The 17,738-nt window shown below is 73.4% G+C and carries 15 protein-coding genes; 11 read left to right on the top strand and 4 right to left on the bottom strand.

Annotated features, from left to right (window positions below; all coding sequences use genetic code 11):
- Positions 1-115: 115 nt before the first annotated feature.
- The 3 genes from QI554_RS42050 (at position 116) to QI554_RS42040 (ending at position 3,158) form a co-directional block, all read left to right on the top strand.
- Positions 116-1,660, top strand: a complete 1,545-nt coding sequence (locus tag QI554_RS42050) for an APC family permease (protein WP_281478384.1) — start codon at positions 116-118, stop codon at positions 1,658-1,660.
- An 80-nt stretch (positions 1,661-1,740) separates the two neighbouring features.
- Complete coding sequence (locus QI554_RS42045; protein ID WP_281478382.1) at positions 1,741-2,670, top strand: TIGR03619 family F420-dependent LLM class oxidoreductase; 930 nt, start codon at positions 1,741-1,743, stop codon at positions 2,668-2,670.
- Positions 2,671-2,858: 188 nt separating this feature from the next.
- Positions 2,859-3,158: a hypothetical protein gene (locus QI554_RS42040; RefSeq protein ID WP_281478380.1), complete on the top strand. Its 300-nt coding sequence runs from the start codon at positions 2,859-2,861 to the stop codon at positions 3,156-3,158.
- Between the two features lie 68 nt (positions 3,159-3,226).
- Here QI554_RS42040 and QI554_RS42035 read toward each other — a convergent pair whose 3' ends face one another.
- Entirely contained in the window at positions 3,227-4,045 is an 819-nt protein-coding gene (locus QI554_RS42035; protein ID WP_281478378.1) for an acetoacetate decarboxylase family protein, read from the bottom strand.
- 348 nt (positions 4,046-4,393) lie between these two features.
- Between QI554_RS42035 and QI554_RS42030 the strand changes: the two genes are divergently transcribed.
- Positions 4,394-5,686 carry a glutamine synthetase family protein gene (locus QI554_RS42030; protein ID WP_281478421.1) on the top strand — a complete coding sequence of 431 codons (1,293 nt, stop codon included), beginning with the start codon at positions 4,394-4,396 and terminating at the stop codon, positions 5,684-5,686.
- A 20-nt stretch (positions 5,687-5,706) separates the two neighbouring features.
- Entirely contained in the window at positions 5,707-6,990 is a 1,284-nt protein-coding gene (locus QI554_RS42025; RefSeq protein ID WP_281478376.1) for a cytochrome P450, read from the top strand.
- Positions 6,991-7,050: 60 nt separating this feature from the next.
- Here the strand turns inward: QI554_RS42025 and QI554_RS42020 are convergent, their stop codons facing one another.
- Together QI554_RS42020 and QI554_RS42015 are read right to left on the bottom strand one after the other, a co-directional pair.
- On the bottom strand, positions 7,051-7,749 hold the full coding sequence (locus tag QI554_RS42020) for a type 1 glutamine amidotransferase (protein ID WP_281478373.1): 699 nt from the start codon (positions 7,747-7,749) through the stop codon (positions 7,051-7,053).
- 9 nt (positions 7,750-7,758) lie between these two features.
- Positions 7,759-9,456 (bottom strand): amidohydrolase, encoded by a 1,698-nt coding sequence (locus tag QI554_RS42015; RefSeq protein ID WP_281478372.1) that lies wholly within the window; start codon positions 9,454-9,456, stop codon positions 7,759-7,761.
- A 223-nt stretch (positions 9,457-9,679) separates the two neighbouring features.
- On the opposite strand from QI554_RS42015, the gene QI554_RS42010 reads away from it, so the two are divergent.
- Positions 9,680-10,084 carry a VOC family protein gene (locus QI554_RS42010; RefSeq protein ID WP_281478370.1) on the top strand — a complete coding sequence of 135 codons (405 nt, stop codon included), beginning with the start codon at positions 9,680-9,682 and terminating at the stop codon, positions 10,082-10,084.
- A 13-nt stretch (positions 10,085-10,097) separates the two neighbouring features.
- Here QI554_RS42010 and QI554_RS42005 read toward each other — a convergent pair whose 3' ends face one another.
- Entirely contained in the window at positions 10,098-11,585 is a 1,488-nt protein-coding gene (locus tag QI554_RS42005; protein ID WP_281478368.1) for an MFS transporter, read from the bottom strand.
- Positions 11,586-11,734: 149 nt separating this feature from the next.
- Here QI554_RS42005 and QI554_RS42000 point away from each other — a divergent pair, with 149 nt between their 5' ends.
- From QI554_RS42000 to QI554_RS41980, 5 genes are all read left to right on the top strand, one after another.
- Positions 11,735-12,394, top strand: a complete 660-nt coding sequence (locus QI554_RS42000) for a TetR/AcrR family transcriptional regulator (protein WP_281478366.1) — start codon at positions 11,735-11,737, stop codon at positions 12,392-12,394.
- A 52-nt stretch (positions 12,395-12,446) separates the two neighbouring features.
- Positions 12,447-13,529, top strand: coding sequence for a hypothetical protein (locus QI554_RS41995; protein ID WP_281478363.1), 1,083 nt, complete (start codon positions 12,447-12,449; stop codon positions 13,527-13,529).
- A gap of 149 nt (positions 13,530-13,678) precedes the next feature.
- The gene (locus QI554_RS41990; protein ID WP_281478360.1) at positions 13,679-14,761 is read left to right on the top strand and encodes an NAD(P)-dependent oxidoreductase; all 1,083 of its coding nucleotides are present in this window, start codon (positions 13,679-13,681) and stop codon (positions 14,759-14,761) included.
- Positions 14,646-14,927: a carboxymuconolactone decarboxylase family protein gene (locus tag QI554_RS41985; RefSeq protein ID WP_281478420.1), complete on the top strand. Its 282-nt coding sequence runs from the start codon at positions 14,646-14,648 to the stop codon at positions 14,925-14,927. Before QI554_RS41990 ends, QI554_RS41985 begins: the two co-directional genes overlap by 116 nt.
- Positions 14,928-15,056: 129 nt before the next feature.
- Positions 15,057-17,327 carry a HelD family protein gene (locus tag QI554_RS41980; RefSeq protein WP_281478358.1) on the top strand — a complete coding sequence of 757 codons (2,271 nt, stop codon included), beginning with the start codon at positions 15,057-15,059 and terminating at the stop codon, positions 17,325-17,327.
- Positions 17,328-17,738: the final 411 nt, after the last annotated feature.

The raw sequence follows: 17,738 nt of genomic DNA, 5'->3' as shown, positions 1-17,738 counted from the left end.
TGGCCCGAAATCTAGCTCTTGTGGCGGCCTGTTTGCATCCGTACGATCAGCCACACGGAAAACGTACGGCCCCAAACGATCGACTCCGGATCCGTCCTCCCTTGGAGACCCGCCCATGGCCGTCGAGGAACCCCCGATCCGCCGTGCCCCCTCCGGCGTCCCGTCCGGCGCCGCGTCGGGGGACGCCGCCGTGCCCGCCGCCGACCCGGCCGCCCCCGAAATCAAGCCGCTCCCCCGCGGCTCGCTCGGCGTCCCGCACATCGTCTTCTTCGTCGTCGCGGCCTCCGCCCCGCTGACCGTCGCCGCGGGCGGCGTGCCGCAGAGCCTCGCGGTCACCGGGACGACCGGCATCCCGCTCGTCTACCTGATCCTCGCGGCGATGCTCGCGGTCTTCAGCTCCGGCTACGCCGCCATGAGCCGCCGTATCACCGGCGCGGGCGCGTTCTACGCGTACGTCTCGCAGGGCCTCGGCCGCGTCGCGGGCGTCGGCGCCGCGTTCGTCGCGGTGGTGGCGTACAACGCGATGCAGATCGGCATCTACGGCCTGTTCGGCTTCACCACCTCGGACTTCCTGAACGACAAGTTCGGCTGGGACCTGGACTGGTGGCTGATCGTGCTGATCGGCATCGCCGTCGTCGGGGTGCTCGGCTACCTGCGCGTCGACCTCAACGCCCGCGTGCTCGCCGTCCTGCTCACCATCGAGACCGCGACGATCGTCGTCTTCGACGCGGGCGCCTTCCACGCCGCGCCGCACGGCGTCTCGCTCGACCCGTTCACGTGGAGCGCGCTGACGGCCGGCTCGACCGGCGCCGCGTTCTGCTTCGTCATGGCGTCGTTCACCGGCTTCGAGTCGGCGGCGTTGTACGGCGAGGAGTGCAAGGACCCGCGCCGCACGGTGGCCCGCTCCACCTACATCGCCGTCGGCGTGATCGGCGTGCTGTACGCGGTCACCGCGTGGGCGTTGATGACCGGCACCGGCGCGAACCAGGCTGTCGCGCAGTCGCAGGAGAACGGCCCGAACCTCGTGTTCGTGCTCGCCGACGACCAGATCGGCTCCGGATTCTCCGACGTGGCCCAGGCGTTCCTCATCACCAGCCTTTTCGCCGCGCTGCTGTCCTTCCACAACGCGGTCGCCCGCTACTTCTTCTCGCTCGGCCGCGAAGGCGTCCTGCCGCGCGGGTTGGGCCGGAGCCACGCGCGGCACGGCTCGCCGCACATCGGCTCGCTCGCCCAGACGGCGCTCGCGGCGCTCGTCGTCGGCGTGTTCGCGGTGCTGAAGAAGGACCCGCTGGCCACGCTGTTCAACTGGCTGACCAACGTCGGCGCGCTCGGCGTGATCCTCCTGCTGGTGCTGACCTCGCTGGGCGTCGCGGTGTACTTCCGCCGCACGTCCGGCGGCGCGGGCCCGGACGAGGCGCCCGAGACGCTCTGGAACCGGCTCGTCGCCCCGCTCGTCGCGGCGGTCTCCCTCGCCGTCGTGTTCGTGCTCGCCGTCGACAACTTCGGCGTCCTGCTCGGCGTGGACGCCGGCTCGTCGCTGCGCTGGGTGCTGCCCGCCCTCGTCATCGGCGCGGGCGTCGTCGGGACGGCGTACGGCGCGTGGCTGCGCCGCGCGAAGCCCGAGGTGTACGCGGGCGTCGGCCGGGGAGCGGGCGCCTGACGACCCGCCCGGCACGCGGCATCCCCGACCCGCCCACCCCTGATCGACCGTCAGAACCGCACCACCGCAACGGAGACCGCATGACCCCGCCCCGGCTCGTCCTCGTCCTCAGCGAGAACTGGACGCTCACCGATCCACGCGACCTGCGCTCGCTGGTCGACATGGCCCGCGAGGCCGAGGACGCCGGATTCGACGCCGTCATGGTCAGCGAGCACATCGTGCTGGGCAAGGGCGCCGACGCGAACGGCCTGATGGCCAACCCGCGCGACTACGCCCTGCCCGGCAACCAGGACCCGGCGACGCCGTGGCCCGACTCGCTGACCCTGCTGACCGCGATCGCGGCGGCGACCACGCGCCTGCGCCTGGTCGCCGCCGGGGTGATCGCACCGCTGCGGCACCCGCTCGTCCTGGCCCAAGAGCTGGCGGCACTCGACCTGTTGAGCGAGGGCCGCCTGGTCGTGCAGCCGATCGTGAGCTGGCACGAGCCCGAATACGCCGCGCTGGGCGTCCCGTTCCGGCGCCGCGGCCGGCTGCTCGACGCGCACCTCGCGGCCTGGGAGACGCTGTGGCGGGACACCCCCGCCTCGTTCGACGACCCGGACTACCCGTTCGAGGACGTGTACCTGGTGCCGAAGCCGTACCGCCCGGACGGCCCGCGCCTGTGGTTCGGCGGGAGTTCGGTGCACGGGGCCGTGCTGCGCAGGCTGGTCCGGTACGGGCACGGCTTCCACCCGCTCGGCCAGCCGTCCGACGAGGAACTCGGAACGCTCCGAACCGCGTTCACCGTAGCGGGCCGCGACCCGGGCGCCCTGGAGATGGTCGGCGGGATCCGCCCGACCTTCCCCGACGACCACAGCCCGGCGCCGATCGCCCCGGCCCTGGAGTCGATCCCGGGCCAGATGGCGCGCGGCTTCACGACGATCTGCGTCAAGCCGTCGCAGTACACCGACGAGCGTGTCGAGGTCGGCCCGCTGTGCCGCGAGATCGTCCGGCGTACCGCCGCGCTCTGATCCGCCCGCGACGCCCCCTCGGCCGGCGCGCGGAGGGGGCGTGCAAGGTGGGACGTATGGTGTTCGTGGTGTGCGTGCGCTGTGGGGATGTCCCGTATTTTGCGTAAACGAGACACTCTTCGGCCGCCTTCGGCGGTGTGCTGGAAGTGCGGGGGTGCCGTCCGATCCAGCAGTGAAGGAGGGGTTCCATGGCTGTCGTGTTGTCGCTGCGCTGGCCTGGCGTGACACCCGGGCAGTACGACGAGGTGCGCGACGCGGTCGGCTGGGAGGAACAGGCGCCAGACGGCGCGTACATCCACGTGGCGTGGTTCGAGCCGGGCGCCCTGCGCGTGACCGACGTGTGGGAGTCGCAGGGGCACTTCGAGCGCTTCCGCGACGCACAGCTCATGGCGGCCGTCGTGAAGGCCGGCATCACCACGGAACCGGAGGCCGAGTACCAGACGCTGCACCGGCGGTTCGTGGCGCCCGGCGTCACCGGCGCCGACTGACGCAGAGCACCCGAGAGGCCGCGTCGCGTGGGACCGCCCGGGCCGATGGCGCCCGGGCGGTCTCGGGGTCAGGCCGTGCCGTCCGCCACCGTGGTCGTGCCGGTGGCGAGCAGCGTCCCGCCGTTCCACACCACGCCCACCTGCCGGTAGTACGCGCCGATCGGCTCGTGGACCTCGAGCCGGGACAGCTCCTCGGTGGGCGCGTCGTACAGCGCCAGCTCGAAGTCGCCCGCCCAGGCCGGACCGGCCTCGACGGACTCGGCGCCGCTGGCGACGAGTTCGTCGAGCGCGAAGCCCTTGCCGGGCTCGATGGACGGCAGCCAGCGGTGGTGGGCCATCGGGTGCCCGTTCACGAAGCCGTTGTTCTCGGCGGGCTCGCGCAGGGTCACGACGGCCTCGGCGAGCCGCCGGTCGGCCGCCGCCAGGGTGGCGCCGAAGACCGCGCCGGCCTCGATGCGGGGCGCGGGGCCGTACGGGTGCGGGCGGGTCTGGTGGATCGAGCCCAGCTTCTTGGGGTAGCCCTGGTGCAGGCCGCGGGCGACGGCGAAATCCTTGTCGACCCAGATGTAGACGCAGCGCGAGTACGTGACGCCCTGGTACTTGCAGCGCACCACCGCGAAGCACTCCTTGTACTGCCCGCGCACCGGGTCGAGCAGCTCCGCCCGGTCGGCGGCGCAGGACTGCCAGTCGGCCCAGATCAGCGCGACGGCGCCGGGGTCCTCGTCGGCCAACTCCAGGGGGGCGGGCAGGAGTTCGGCGACACGCGCGGGGTCGGTGCGGTACTCGACGGTGAGCAGGTCGCCGGAGTAGTGCCACGGCGGGGCCGGGACGAGCGAGGACCGGCCGGTGCCGGTCTTGGGGTGGAAGAAACCGCGCACGCCGGTCACGGCGCCTCCTCGGGTCGCTGGGGGCGGACGCACCGCCCGTGATTAATCGTTTGGGTCCGTACGATATGCCCCTCGCGCGCCGCTGTCACCCCCGGGGCGACTCCCGCGGAACCGGCGCCGAACCGGCACGGAACCCCTCCGGAACCTCTTGTGCGGCACCCCGCGCGGCCATATTGTTTGGATTCAAACGAATCGGCTCCGCCGCCTGCCCGACCCCGCGAGGAGAGTCCGGTGCCCGCATCCGAACCCGCCGCAGTCCCGGCCGCAGTACCCGCGCCCGTCCCGGCCCCCGCCCCCGCGCACGACGGCGACGTCCGCAGCACGACGGCGGACCTCAAGTCCCGCGGCATCGACGTCGTCCGCGTCGTCTATCCCGACCTGATCGGCACCGACCGCGGCCGCGACGTCCTCGTCGACCACCTGCCGTCGGTGCACGCGCACGGCCTCGCGTTCTGCCGCGCGGTCTACCACACGACCCCGCGCGGCGGCGTCGTCCCGGTCGCCGGCGGCCTGGACGTCGGCCTGCCCGACGTCTCGGTGCGCCCCGAGCTCGCCACCGCGCGGCCGCTGCCCTGGGAACCCGGCGTGGCCTGGTGCCTCGGCGAGGCCACCGACCCCGCCACCGGCGAACTCGCCCCCGAGGGGCCGCGCGCGGTGCTGCGCACCGTGCTCCGACGACTCCAGCAGGACCAGGGGCTCCGCGTGGTCGTCGGGCCCGAGCTGGAGTACTTCCTCTGCGACCCGGACGGCAACGGCGGCTGGCGCCGCTACGGCGAGGCGTCCGGCAACGTGTACGTGGCGGGCCGCCGCGGCGACCCTGACGCCCACCTGCTGCGCACCCTGCGCCGGCTCGCCGGCCTCGGCATCGGCGCGACCAACGGCAACCACGAGTTCGCCTCGGGGCAGTTCGAGATCAACCTCGACCACTCCGACGCGCTCGACGCGGCTGACCGCGCCTTCCTCTTCAAGTCGGCGATCAAGGAAATCGCCCGCGTCGAAGGCCGGTTGGCGACCTTCATGGCGAAGCCCTTCAACGACGAGGGCGGTTCGGGATTCCACCTGCACGTCAGCGTCGTCGACATGGAGGGCCGCAACGTGTTCGACGGTCCCGGCCGCCCGTACGGGCTGTCCGAGACCGCGGGGCACGCCATCGCCGGCGTGCTGCGGCACGCCCCCGCGATGGCCGCGCTGCTCAACCCGACCGTCAACTCGTACAAGCGGTTCGGCCCGGACACCCTCGCCCCGTGGCTGATCGACTGGGGCCTGGACAACCGCAGCGCGATGGTCCGGATCCCGCCCGAACGCGGCCCCGGCGCACGCCTGGAGCTGCGCCTCGGCGACGCGAGCGCCAACCCGTACCTCGCGATCGCCGCCCTGGTCGCCGCACTGCACCTGGGCATCCGCGACAAGGCCGAGCCGCCCGCGCCGCTGGAGGGCTACGGCTACGACACCGACAAGGCGCCGATGCTGCCCGACAGTCTCCCGGCCGCCCTCGACGCGTTCGCCGCCGACACCGAACTGGCCGAACTCCTCGGCCCCGGCTTCGTCGACGCGTTCACCACGTACAAGCGCGACGAGGTCGACCGCTTCCGGCAGCACGTCACCGACTGGGAGTTCGCGGAGTACGCGTACCAGATCTGAGCCAGGCAGGAGCCGCACGCATGAGCACCACCACCGTGGACACCACGCCCGAACCGATGCCGCTGGACGAGGTCGACCTCGCCGACAACGACCGCTTCCTCGACGGCGAGACGCCGTGGCGCATGTTCCACACACTGCGCCGCGAGGACCCCGTGCACTGGCAACCGGAGCCCGAACCCAACAGCGGGTTCTGGGCGTTGACCCGGCACGCCGACATCGTCGCGGTGGACCGCGACGCCGACACCTTCACCTCCACGCGGTTCACCAACCTCGAGGAGGTCGACGACTCGCAGATCGCCATCCGGCGCTCGATGCTGGAGACCGACGGGCTCCGCCACACCGCCCTGCGGAAGCTGCTGCAGAAGCAGTTCACACCGCGCGCGGTCGCCGAGTACGGCGTGTTCCTGCGCGGGCTGACCGCGCGCACCCTCGACGCCGCGCTGCCCAAGGGCACGTTCGACTTCGTCAGCGAGATCTCCGCGGACTTCCCCATCAACGTGCTGGCCCGCATGCTCGACGTCCCGGACAGCGACACCGAGCGGCTCATCGACTGGGGCAACCGCATCATCGGCAACACCGACCCGGACTACGCCGACGTGCTGCTGCACAGCGAGGAGAGCGAGCAGTACCGCGACCTGCCGTTCCGCAGCCCGGCTTCGCTGGAGGTGTTCGAGTACGGCCGCGAGCTGGCCGCGCGGCGGCGCGGCGGCGAGGGCACCGACCTGGTCAGCCGGCTGGTCAACCAGACGCCGTCCGACGGGCTCCCGCTGTCCCAGCGGGACTTCGACAACTACTTCCTGCTGCTGGTCGTCGCGGGCAACGAGACGACGCGGCACGCCATCTCGCACAGCATGCTCGCTCTGCTGGACAACCCGGACCAACTCGCGCGGCTGCGCGAGGACCCCGGCCTGATGCCGGACGCGGTCGAGGAGTTCCTGCGCTGGGCCTCGCCGGTCTACCACTTCCGGCGCACCGCCACGCGCGACACCGAACTGGGCGGCAAGCGGATCCGCGAGGGCGACAAGGTCGTGCTGTGGTTCGCCTCGGGCAACCGGGACGAAGAAGTGTTCGCGGACCCGTACCGCTTCGACGTCACGCGGAAGAACGTCGACCACGTCACGTTCGGCAAGGGCGGCCCGCACTTCTGCCTCGGCAACGCGCTGGCCCGCCTGGAGATGCGCATCATGTTCGAGGAACTGCTGCCCCGCATCGCGGACATCCGCCTCGCGGGCGACGTGCGGCGGGTGCGGTCCAACTTCGTCAACGGCATCAAGGAGCTGCCGGTGACGGTGACCCTCGCCTGATCCGGACCCGACGAAGGGGCCGCGCCACCGACCGGCGCGGCCCCTTCGTCGTGCGGCGGCTCAGATCCGCGCGATCCGGTCAAGGAACGCGTCCACGAGGGCGAACGAGCGTACCTGGGCGCCCGGTTCGACCCGCAGCAGGTCGTCCGGGTCGACGCCGAGGTCCCGGGCCTCGGCGTAGCCGCCCCACTCCAGCCAGGACCGGACGATCTCGGGTGTGACCTCGGGGTGGAACTGCACGCCGAGCGAGCGGCCCACGACGTACGCCTGCGACGCGATCCCGGTCCGCGCGATCTCGTACGCGTCCGGCGGTGGCTCGAAGCGGTCGAAGTGCCACTGGAACCAAGGCCCTTCGCCGACCAGCCCGGTGTCGTCCGACGAGACGTGCGTCCAGCCGACCTCCGGCTTGGGGGCGCGCTCGACGGTGCCGCCGAGCGCGACGGCCAGCGCCTGGCCGCCGAAACACACCCCCAGCACCGGGACGTCGGCCTCCACCGCGGTGCGGAGCAGGGCGAGTTCGCCGTGCTCGCCCTGCACCCAGCGCGCCACCTCGGCGGAGTCCACGGACCACGGGGCACCGAGCGACACGACCACGTCGAAGTCGCGCGGGTCGGGGAACTCGACGGCCTGGTGCGGCTCGTTCCAGCGTTCTTCGGGGACGACCAGGACCTCGGTGAGCTCGAAGCCCCGCTCGACGAGGCGTTCGCCGACGAACCCCGATCCGGACGGGTGGTCGTGGCGGATGATCAGTGCGCGCATGATGGCGGGTCAGGCCTTTCCGTACACGATGGAGCCGTCGAACACGGTCAGGTCCACCGGGAGGTCGGGGATCTCGTGCGGGTCGGCGGCGAGCAGGTCGCCGCCGAGCACGCACACGTCGGCGGCCATGCCGACGGCGAGCCGGCCCTTCCAGGACTCCGCGAAGTCCTGGCGCGCGGCGTTGACGGTGTAGGCGCGCAGCGCGGTCGCGAGGTCGACGCGCTGCTCGGGGCCGCTGGGCCGGCCGGTCGCCTTCGACTCGCGCAACAGCATGGACGCGACGCCGCGCCGCCAGTCGGGATAGGTGATCGGGGCGTCGGAGCTCGCCGCGACGGGGATGCCGGCCTCGACCGCCGAGCGCACCGGCCACTGGTAGGCGGAGCGTTCGGGGCCGACGACGTCGTCCATGAGGTCGGCGATGGTCCACTTGATGGCCGGGTTCATGTTGACCGACCAGCCGTGTGCGGCGAGCGTGCGCAGGCTCGCGGGGGTCACGAAGTCGCCGTGGATGACGTAGTGGCGCTCGTCGGTGCGCGGGTGGTGGGCGCGGGCGGCGGCGAACGCGTCGACGACGGCGTCGATGCCCTGGTCGCCCGTCACGTGCACGCCGAGCTGGTAGCCGGCGGCGTGTGCGGCGTGCACGATCTCCGCGAGCTCGCCGACCCGTTGGCCGTCGCTGTCGCCGTGCAGGCACAGGCAGCCGCGGCCGCCGCCGACGTACTCGTCGTGCATCCAGGCGGTGCGGCTGGGCGGGATGCCGTCGGCGAACACCTTGACGCCGATGACGCGGAGCAGGCGGGGGTCGGCGTCGCTCGCGGGGTGCGCGGCGGCGAGCCGTGCGGGCAGGGCGGCGGCGGACTCGCCCATCGCGAGCGGCAGGAGCAGGACGCTGACCCGGGCCTGGAGTTCGCCGGCGGCGGCCAGATCCGCGTACACCTGCAGCGTCTCGGCCCCGGCGGCGCCGAGGAACAACGAGCGGCCGCCGGGGCCGAGTCCGGGTTCGGTGAAGCTGGTGATGCCCTCGGCGTGGCACAGCGCGACGGCGGCGCGGACGGCGCGTTCGCGCTCGGCACGGGTCATCGGCGGGATGGCGGCGTTGACGAGGTTCTGGGCGCTCTCGCGCAGCAGCCCGGTGGCCTCGCCGTCCGCGTCGCGCTCGATGATCCCGCCGGACGGCGCGACGGTGTCCCGGTCGATCCCGGCGGCCTTGAGCGCGGCGGTGTTGAGCCAGGCGGTGTGGCCGGAGAACTCGTAGAGGAGGACCGGCCGGTCGGGTATCAGCGCGTCGAGGTCGCGGCGGTGCGGGGTGCGCGACGGGTCGGCGCGGCACTCGGCGAGGTACCCGACGTCCCAGCCGTGGCCGACGGCCCAGGCTCCGGGCGGCAGTTGGGCGGCGTGCGCGGCGACCGCGCGAGCGGCGGCGGCGATCGAGTCGACGGCCGGGTAGCCGACGTCGGCGGCGAGCGGCGGACGGGTGGCGCCGAACGCGCAGGCGTGCAGGTGCGAGTCGTTGACGCCGGGGAGCGCGGTCCGCCCGGCGAGGTCGACGACCTCGGTGCGGGGCCCGGCGTGGGGCCGCACTTCGGCGTCCGTGCCGACGGCGACGATCCGCCCGGCCCGGACGGCGAGCGCGTCCGCGGTGCCGAAGTCGTCGTCGAGCGTGAGCACGCGCCCGTTGCGCAGGATCAGGTCCGCGGGCAGGGGCATGGGGCACTCCTTCCGGGGCGCGGGGCCGCGCGACGGATTGTTTGACCCCAAACGCTAGGCAAGGGAAGGACCGCGCACAAGAGCTGCGATGGATCGATTCAGCGATGAGCGGGCGCCCCCGCGCCCTCAGCCGGAATCCGCGAGCGCCGCGCCCGTACCGTGCGCCGCCCGCCCCCCTCGCGGATCATGGTCGGGACACGCCACCGCACCGGAGGAGACCGACATGACCGACGAACCCCGCGTCGCGGAGCTGCGGGTCGTGGTGACCGCCGCGGACTACGAGGCGGCGCTGGCCTACTACCGCGACGTGCTCGGCCTGCCCGAGCTCGGCGCGTTCAGCTCGCCGGGCGGCCGCGTCACGATCCTGGAGGCGGGCCGCGCGACGCTGGAGATCGCCGACCCGCCGCACGCGGAGTACGTCGACGACGTCGAGGTGGGGCGCCGCGTCGCCGGCCACATCCGCATCGCCTTCCAGGTCCCGGACGCGCAGGCCGCGACACGCGAGGCCGCCGACGCCGGCCTGGCGGTGCTCGCCGAGCCCACCGTCACCCCGTGGAACTCGTCGAACGCCCGCCTGGAAGGCCCGGCCGGCCTCCAGCTGACCCTGTTTCAGGAACTGGACGGCTGACCGGGCCCGAGGGTCAGCCTGCGACCTTCCGCGCGGCCGCGCGCCGCCCCGCCGGAACGAGCAGGCCCACCAGGAGCGCCAGCACGCCCGCGCCCGCCGCGATGGCGAACGCCAGCGTGAAGCCGCTCTCCTCCGGCACGCCCGCGGCCGTCACGTGCGAGGTCACCGCGACCATCGACAGCGCGGAGCCGAAGGACATGCCGACGGTGCGCGCGATGGTGTTGATGCCGCTGGCGATGCCGGTCTGGTCCGGCGGCACCGCGCCGACGATGACGTTCGCCATCGCGGCCATCGCGGCGCCGACGCCGAGTCCGAACACGAACAGCCCGACGGCGATCTGCCACACCTCGGAGTGCGCGACGATCAGCAGCAGCGAGCCGCCCGCGAGCGCCGCGCAGCCCATCAGCAGCGACGGCTTCGACCCGATGCGGCCCTCGAGCGCGCCCGCGGTCGGACCGGCGACGAGCATCGCCACGGCCATCGGCAGGACGTACACGCCCGCCATCGTCACCGTGGTCCCGAAGCCGAAGCCGGTGCTCTTGGGCAGCTGGAACATCTGCGGCATCAAGAACATCGTGGCCATCATGCCGTAGCCGCACAGCACGCCCACCGCGTTGGTGGTCCACACGCCGCGCAGCCGCATGACCTTCATGTCCACGAGCGGTGTGCTGGAGCGCAGTTCGGAGAACACCCACAGCGCGAGCAGCACCACGGCGCCCACGAACAGGCCCACGACGGTCGCCGAACCCCAGCCCCACGAACGGCCCTTGCTCACCGCGAGCAGCAGGCAGGCGAGCGCGCCGCCGAGCAGCGCCGCGCCCAGCCAGTTGATGCGCGCACCGGCGACCCGCTGCGGGGACTCGGGGATGACCACCCACGCCGCGGCCACCGTGCCGACGCACACCACCATCGGTATCCAGAACAGCCAGTGGTACGACAGGTGGTCGACGATCGGCCCGGCCAGCACCGAGCCGATGCCGCCGCCGATGCCCATGACCGCGGACGTCAGGCCGATCGCGGCGGCCCGGCGGTGCGGCGGGAACTCGTCGCGCACGATGCCGAACGACAGCGGGAACACGGCCGCGCCGACGCCCTGGATGGCCCGTCCGACGATCAGCAGGGCGATCGAGTCGGCGAGGCCGCAGATGAGCGAGCCGACGCCGAGCGCGCCGATCGCGACGACGAAGAGCTTCTTCTTGCCGTGGATGTCCCCCAGGCGGCTGACCACCGGCGTGGTGACCGACGCGACCAGCAGGTACGCGGTCAGCAGCCACGACGCGGTGTCGGTCGTGGTGCCGACCTCGCGCGTGATGACCGGCAGGGCGGGCGACAGCATCGACTGGAGGAGTGAGTACGTCAGGGCGCCGAGCACCAGGATCAGCAGGATCGGCCCGGTGCGGCGTTCGGCGGCGGTGTCGGCGCCCGGGGCGGACGGCCGCGCGCCGGGGTCGGGTGCGGCGTGGCTCGGGACGTCGGATCGCGTCCCGTCGACAGTGGTCAAGGCAGGTGGTTCCCCTCGCGTGGCGCGCCATGTAAACCTGGTTTACATGTAAGCGACACACATTATTGCCGACGCCGCCCGAGTGGTTAGATGGGGCTCCGATCCGGCCGCACGGAACGCAACGAACGGGACAAAAGGACTCGACGGAGATGACCACGGACACCGCCGCGCCACGGCCCCGTCACCGCTCCGCCGAGGACACCGCCGCCGCACTGCTCGACGCCGCGGCGACGCGCTTCTCCCGGGACGGGTACGACGCCGTCTCGGTCCGCGACATCGCCGCCGACGTCGGCGTGAACCCGGCCCTGATCTACCGTTACTTCGGCTCCAAGGAGAAGCTGTTCGTCGCCGTCGTGTCCCGCGACCGCGACCCGGCCGCGATCATCGAGGGCCCGCTGCGCGAACTCCCCGACCGCGCCGTCACCTGGTTCCACAACCGCCCGGCGAGCGTCGGCGGCGAGCACCCGCTCGGGCTGATGCTGCGCACCTCGGGCCGCGAGGGCGTGGCGTCGCTGATGCGGGCTCAGGTCCAGGACACCGTGGCCCGGCTGGCCGAGCGCCTCGACGGCCCCGAAGCCGAACTGCGCGCCGCGCTGATCCTCGCCGTCAACATCGGCATGGGCGTCCTCACCACCGTCGCCGACGTGGACGCCCTGATCTCGGCCCCGCCCGAACGCCTCCGCGCCCACCTGGCGGCGGCCGTCGACCCGCTCCTCGAACCGCTCCTCGAACCGCTCCCCGAGACACTCCCCGGGCCGCTCCCCCAGCGGCGGGGCGAACCGGCGGCGGAGCCATCGCGGGACGCGTGACCGCCCCGGAAATGCCGGGCGTCCGCTGATCTCCCGCTCCTAGACTCGCCGCGTGCAAGGAACGGGGGGCGTAGCCATCACCCCGGCGCTGCTGCTCGGGTACGCCCCGCCCGACCTGCTGGGCCCGGTGCTCGACCGGCTCGACGCCGCGACACGGCGCGCGGTGCTGGCCGAACCGCCGCTGCCCGCACCGGTGATCGTCACCCACGTCGCCGAACACGGCACCGAGGCCGAACGCTTGGCACTCGCCACCAACCCCGACGCCACCCGCGAGGTGCTCGGGCGCCTGCTGCCGGACGCTTCGGAGGCGGTCGCGCGGGCGGTCCTCGCACACCAGGCCGCCGACCGCGGCACCATGCTGCGCGCGTACGCCATCGCGCCTCCGGACCTCGCCCGCGACGACTTCGCCCCACCCGGGCCCGGCATCGGCGAGGTCGAGCGGGGGCAGCGCGCGCTGTACCCGCTCGCGGAGTCGGCCGATCCGGACGTACTGCGGCATGTGCTCGCCCACGCCATGCCCGGTTCACGCTTCCCCGCACGCCGGGCCGTCGTCCTGCGCGCATGCCTGAACCTCTGGCGCGCCGTAGGCCCGCGCGAGGCGGCCGCCGCCCTGGACGCCAGTCCGCAGCCCGAGGGCCGGGAGGTCGACCTGCTCGCCGGGTTCGAGCACCCCGACGGCCGCCAGCGGCTCGGCCGCGCGATCGAGAACGAGGGGCGAACCCCCCTGGTGCTCAAGCGGATCCGGGAGCTCGACGACCGCTCGAACAGCGGAGAGGGCGCCCGCGGCGGAGGCGCCGTCGCACGCGCCCGGATCGACCTGGTCCTGCTCGCCCCGCACCAGCCGCTCGCCTGGGACCTCGTCGTCGACGAACACCGGCTGTGGCGCTGGCAGGCCCCGGCACTGTCGGTGTTCGCCCATCAACCCGGCTGCCCGCCGGAGTTGACCGCGCACGCGACGCCAGGCGGACCAGGACGGGCGCGTGCGATCAAGAACGTGCGCGACGACATCGGCAGGTCGGCGCGCTCCGCCCTGCGGGACGACGCCGACGCGTGGCTCGTCGCGGTGCGCCTGGTACCGGAGTTCACGGGCACGCTGCGCGAGCTGCTCGGCGTGGCGCGTGCGGCGGCGGCCTGACCGGGGCCTCGCACCGGGCACCGTGAGCGCAGACCGGTGCGACGATGCCGTCCGCCCGTCCCTGGCAACCCCGCCCTCTCCCGCGTAGCCTCCGCCCTCTTGACGAGGCATCAGGCGGCCTGACGCCGCCCGGAAAGCAGGAGGCAGACATGGCAGAAGTCGCGGTCATCGGGGTCGGGGCCATCGGCGGCGGCGCGGCGCGGGCGCTGCTGGACGCGGGACACCACGTCACCGTGCACGACGCCCGCGCGGAGGCCCTGGCGGCGTTCGACGAACGCTTCGCCGCCGCGCCCACCCTCGCCGACGTCGCCGCCGGCGGCCCCGACGCGGTGGTCGTCGCGGTCTTCGACGACGCCCAGGTCCTGGCCGTGCTCACCGGCGCCGACGGCCTGCTGGCCGGGCTCCCGCCGGACTCCGTCGTGCTCGTCGTCAGCACGATAAGCACGGGCACGCTCGACGCGCTGCACGCCGCGGCGGCCGAACTCCCCCACACCGTCCACCTCGTCGACTGCGGCGTCACCGGCGGGCCGGCCGCGGCGCGCGACGGACGGCTCGTCGCGATGCTCGGCGGCACCGACGCCGCGGTCGCCCGCGCACTCCCCGTCGCCGAGGCGTTCAGCTCGCGGGTGGTGCCCATGGGCGGCCCCGGAAGCGGCCTGCGCGCCAAGCTGATCCGCAATCACATGCAGTACGGCGTCTGGGCCGTCGCCGACGAGGCGCGCCGCCTCGCGGAGGCCGCCGGCATCGACGTGGCGCGCCTGAAGGAGATCGTCGTCGCCGGGGACGAGCTCACCGGCGGCCCGACCGCGCTGCTCGGCCCGCGTCCCGCCGACCCCGAGTTCATGCGCGGCCCGGCCGCCATGGCGCACAAGGACCTCAAGGCGGCGATCGAGCTGGCCGACGCGGTGGGTGCGGAGGTTCCGCACGCGAGGCTGGCCGAGCCGACGTACGAGCGCGTGTTCGGTATCGAGGACCCGGCGCCGGAGCCTGACGGGTCGGAGGCCTCCGAACCCGACCTCCGCGCCGTCGGCCTGGCCAAGATGGCCGAGGTCTTACAGCCTCCCGATGACGCTGCCGTCCGACCGTGCGACGACCGACGCCAACCCGTACCTCGCGCTGACGATCGACCACCTCTTCGGCGCGGTCTGGACCCGGCCCGGCCTCGACGTCCCGCAGCGCCGCCTGCTGACGATCGGCGTGCTCGCCGCGTTCGGCAAGGACCAGCTCCTTGAACTGCAGTTCTCCAGCGCGCTCGAGCGCGGCGAGCTGACGCCGGATCAACTGCGGGAGGTCATCGTGCATTTGGCGCACTACGTCGGTTGGCCGCTCACCGCGAACCTCGGCCAACTCGTCGAGAAGCTCGCGCGCAAGCACGCGGCCGACGCGCAGGAGGCCTGACATGCGAAAACCCCGGAGTACGGTTGACATCCGAGGTCTATTTCTGCGTATATTAAAAAATCCGTGTCCGTTCGAGGAACGGCACGGAAAGTGATTAACTGAAGGCATCATATGCGCCGGGGAGTGGAATTGTCAAACGCGGAATTGCGGTACGAGCAGGAATTCGTCGACGGCCTTTACGTGCGCCTCGCCGAGCTGCGCGCGCAGGCCGGCGATGCGACCCGGGCCGCTCTCGGACGCGAGCTCGGCGGCACCCGGCAGGACCGCATCGAGCGCGACATCGTGGTGGCCGAGCAGTCCGCGCTGCTCGCCGCGCTGAATGCCAGCGAGCACGGCCTGTGTTTCGGCCGGCTGCTGTTCCGCGACGGTTCCGACCACCACATCGGCCGCATCGGCATTCGCAGGGACGACACCGAGCACAGTCCGCTCGTGATCGACTGGCGCGCCGACGTCGCGCGCCCGTTCTACCTCGCCACCGGGCACACCCCCATGGGCCTGCGGCGGCGCCGCCACATCACCACGTCCGGGCAGAAGGTCACCGCGCTCCACGACGAGATCCTCGACCTCGACGACCCCGAGCGCACCGGCTACGAGGGCTCCGACGCCGACGCCGTGCTGCTCTCCTCGCTCGACGCCGCCCGCACCGGCCGCATGCACGACATCGTGCAGACCATCCAGGCCGAGCAGGACCGCATCATCCGCGCACCGCACCACGGCGTGCTGGTCGTCGAGGGCGGGCCGGGCACCGGCAAGACCGTCGTGGCGCTGCACCGCGCCGCCTACCTGCTCTACGCCAACCGCGAGCAGCTGACGCGGCGGGTCGTCCTCGTCGTCGGCCCGAACCCGGCGTTCCTCGGCTACATCGAGGACGTGCTGCCGTCGCTCGGCGAGACCGGTGTGCTGTTCGCGACGCCGGGCGAGCTCTACCCCGGCGTCGTCGCGACCGCACGCGACGACGCGGAGGCCGCCGAGATCAAGGGCCGCGCCGCGATGGCCGAGGTGCTGGGCCGGTTCGTCGCGGACCAGCAGAAGATCCCCGACGAGCCGCTGGCCATCGACCACGAGGACGGCGAGCTGTACCTCGACGCGGAGATCGCCACCGAGGCGCGCCGCCACGCGCGCGAGGCCCGGCTGCCGCACAACCTGGCCCGGCCCCGGTTCGTGGCGCGCGTCGTCGACGGCCTGACCGCGCAGCTCGCCGACCGCATCGGCGGCGACCCGTTCGGCGGACCGAACTTCCTCGGTTCGACCGAGATCGCCGAGCTGAACATGGGGATCGCGGGGAGCGCCGCCGTGCACCGCGCCATCGACGAACTGTGGCCCAAGCTCACCCCCGAGGGGGTGATCGCCGACTACCTCGCCGACCCGGTCTACCTGACCGACGAGGACGCCGCGGCGGTACGGCGCGAGCCGGTCTGGGAACCGGTGCGGGGCGGCTGGACGAGCGCCGAATGGACGGTCTCCGACGTCCCGTTGCTCGACGAGGCGGCCGAACTCCTCGGCGTCGACGACACCGCCGCGCGCGTCGCCGCCGAGCAGGAGCGGCGGCGGCGGATCGCGTTCGCGCAGGGCGTGCTCGACCTGACGTACGGCTCGCGGACGCAGGAGTTCGAGGACCGTGAGGACGAGCAGTCCGAAGTCCTCGCCGCCCACGACCTGGTGGACGCGGAGCGGCTCGCCGAGCGGCACGAGGAGGCCGACCACCGCACGGCCGCGGAACGCGCCGCGGCGGACCGCACCTGGGCGTTCGGCCACGTCGTCGTCGACGAGGCCCAGGAACTCTCCCCGATGGCCTGGCGGTTGCTGATGCGCCGCAGCCCGACCCGGTCCATGACCCTGGTCGGCGACCCGGCGCAGACCAGCGAGCCGGGCGGCTGCGGGTCGTGGGAGCGCATCCTGACCCCGTTCGTCGAGGACCGCTGGGAGCTGACCCGACTGGGCGTCAACTACCGGACGCCGGCCGAGATCATGACCGTCGCCGCGGCCGTGATGCGGGCCGCCGACCCGGGCTTCGTGCCGCCCGAGTCCGTACGCGCCACCGGCACCGCCCCGTGGGCCCGCGCGACCGCCGCCGACGAACTCCCCGACACGGTCGCCGCCGCCGTGGCCCAGGAACGCGACACCACCCGCCGCCTGGCCGTCATCGCCCCACCCCGCCTGCTCGACGCCCTCGCCAAGTCCCTCCCCGACGCCGAATCAGGCGTGGCCCCGGACCTGACCCGCCCAGTGGTCCTGCTGTCCCCGAAGCAGGCCAAGGGCCTCGAGTTCGACGCGGTGATCGTCGTCGAACCCGCCGACCTGTCCCTGCACGACCTGTACGTCGCCCTGACCAGGCCCACCCAACGCCTCGGCGTCGTCCACGCCGGCCCGCTGCCGCGAGGGCTCGACGTCCTGGTCTGACCGACGATCGGCGCGGCCCGACCGGATGGCGAAGCCCGACGAACGCCCGCGCGTAGACGGGGGGTCGAGATCGCGCGCGGGAGGCCGCGGCCGCGAGATCGAGGCGGCGGGAGCAAGGTTCGGGCTGCGGGAGATCGCGGACCTGGTCGAGACGGTCGAGGTCGGCGCGCAGCTCGGCGTCATCGGCGCGCCCGGGTCGGCCCCGGCCGCCGCGCCCGCGCCCGCCGAACGAACCGGCCAGAGACGCGGTCGCGGACCTGCGAGGCGGCTGTGTTCGGACTGCTGGCGCGTGCGGACGCGCGGACCCCGGACCGCGCGAGCGGCGCGGCACGAGCGGGCGCGGGCGCGGTGCGGGCGCGGGCGCGGTGCGGGCGCGGGCGCGGTGCGGGCGCGGGCGCGGTGCGGGCGCGG

It is taken from the genome of Yinghuangia seranimata, assembly GCF_029953285.1.
GTDB lineage: Bacteria > Actinomycetota > Actinomycetes > Streptomycetales > Streptomycetaceae > Yinghuangia > Yinghuangia seranimata.
Note: the sequence above shows the minus strand (reverse complement) of the source record. Positions and strands in the feature narration are given on the sequence as shown.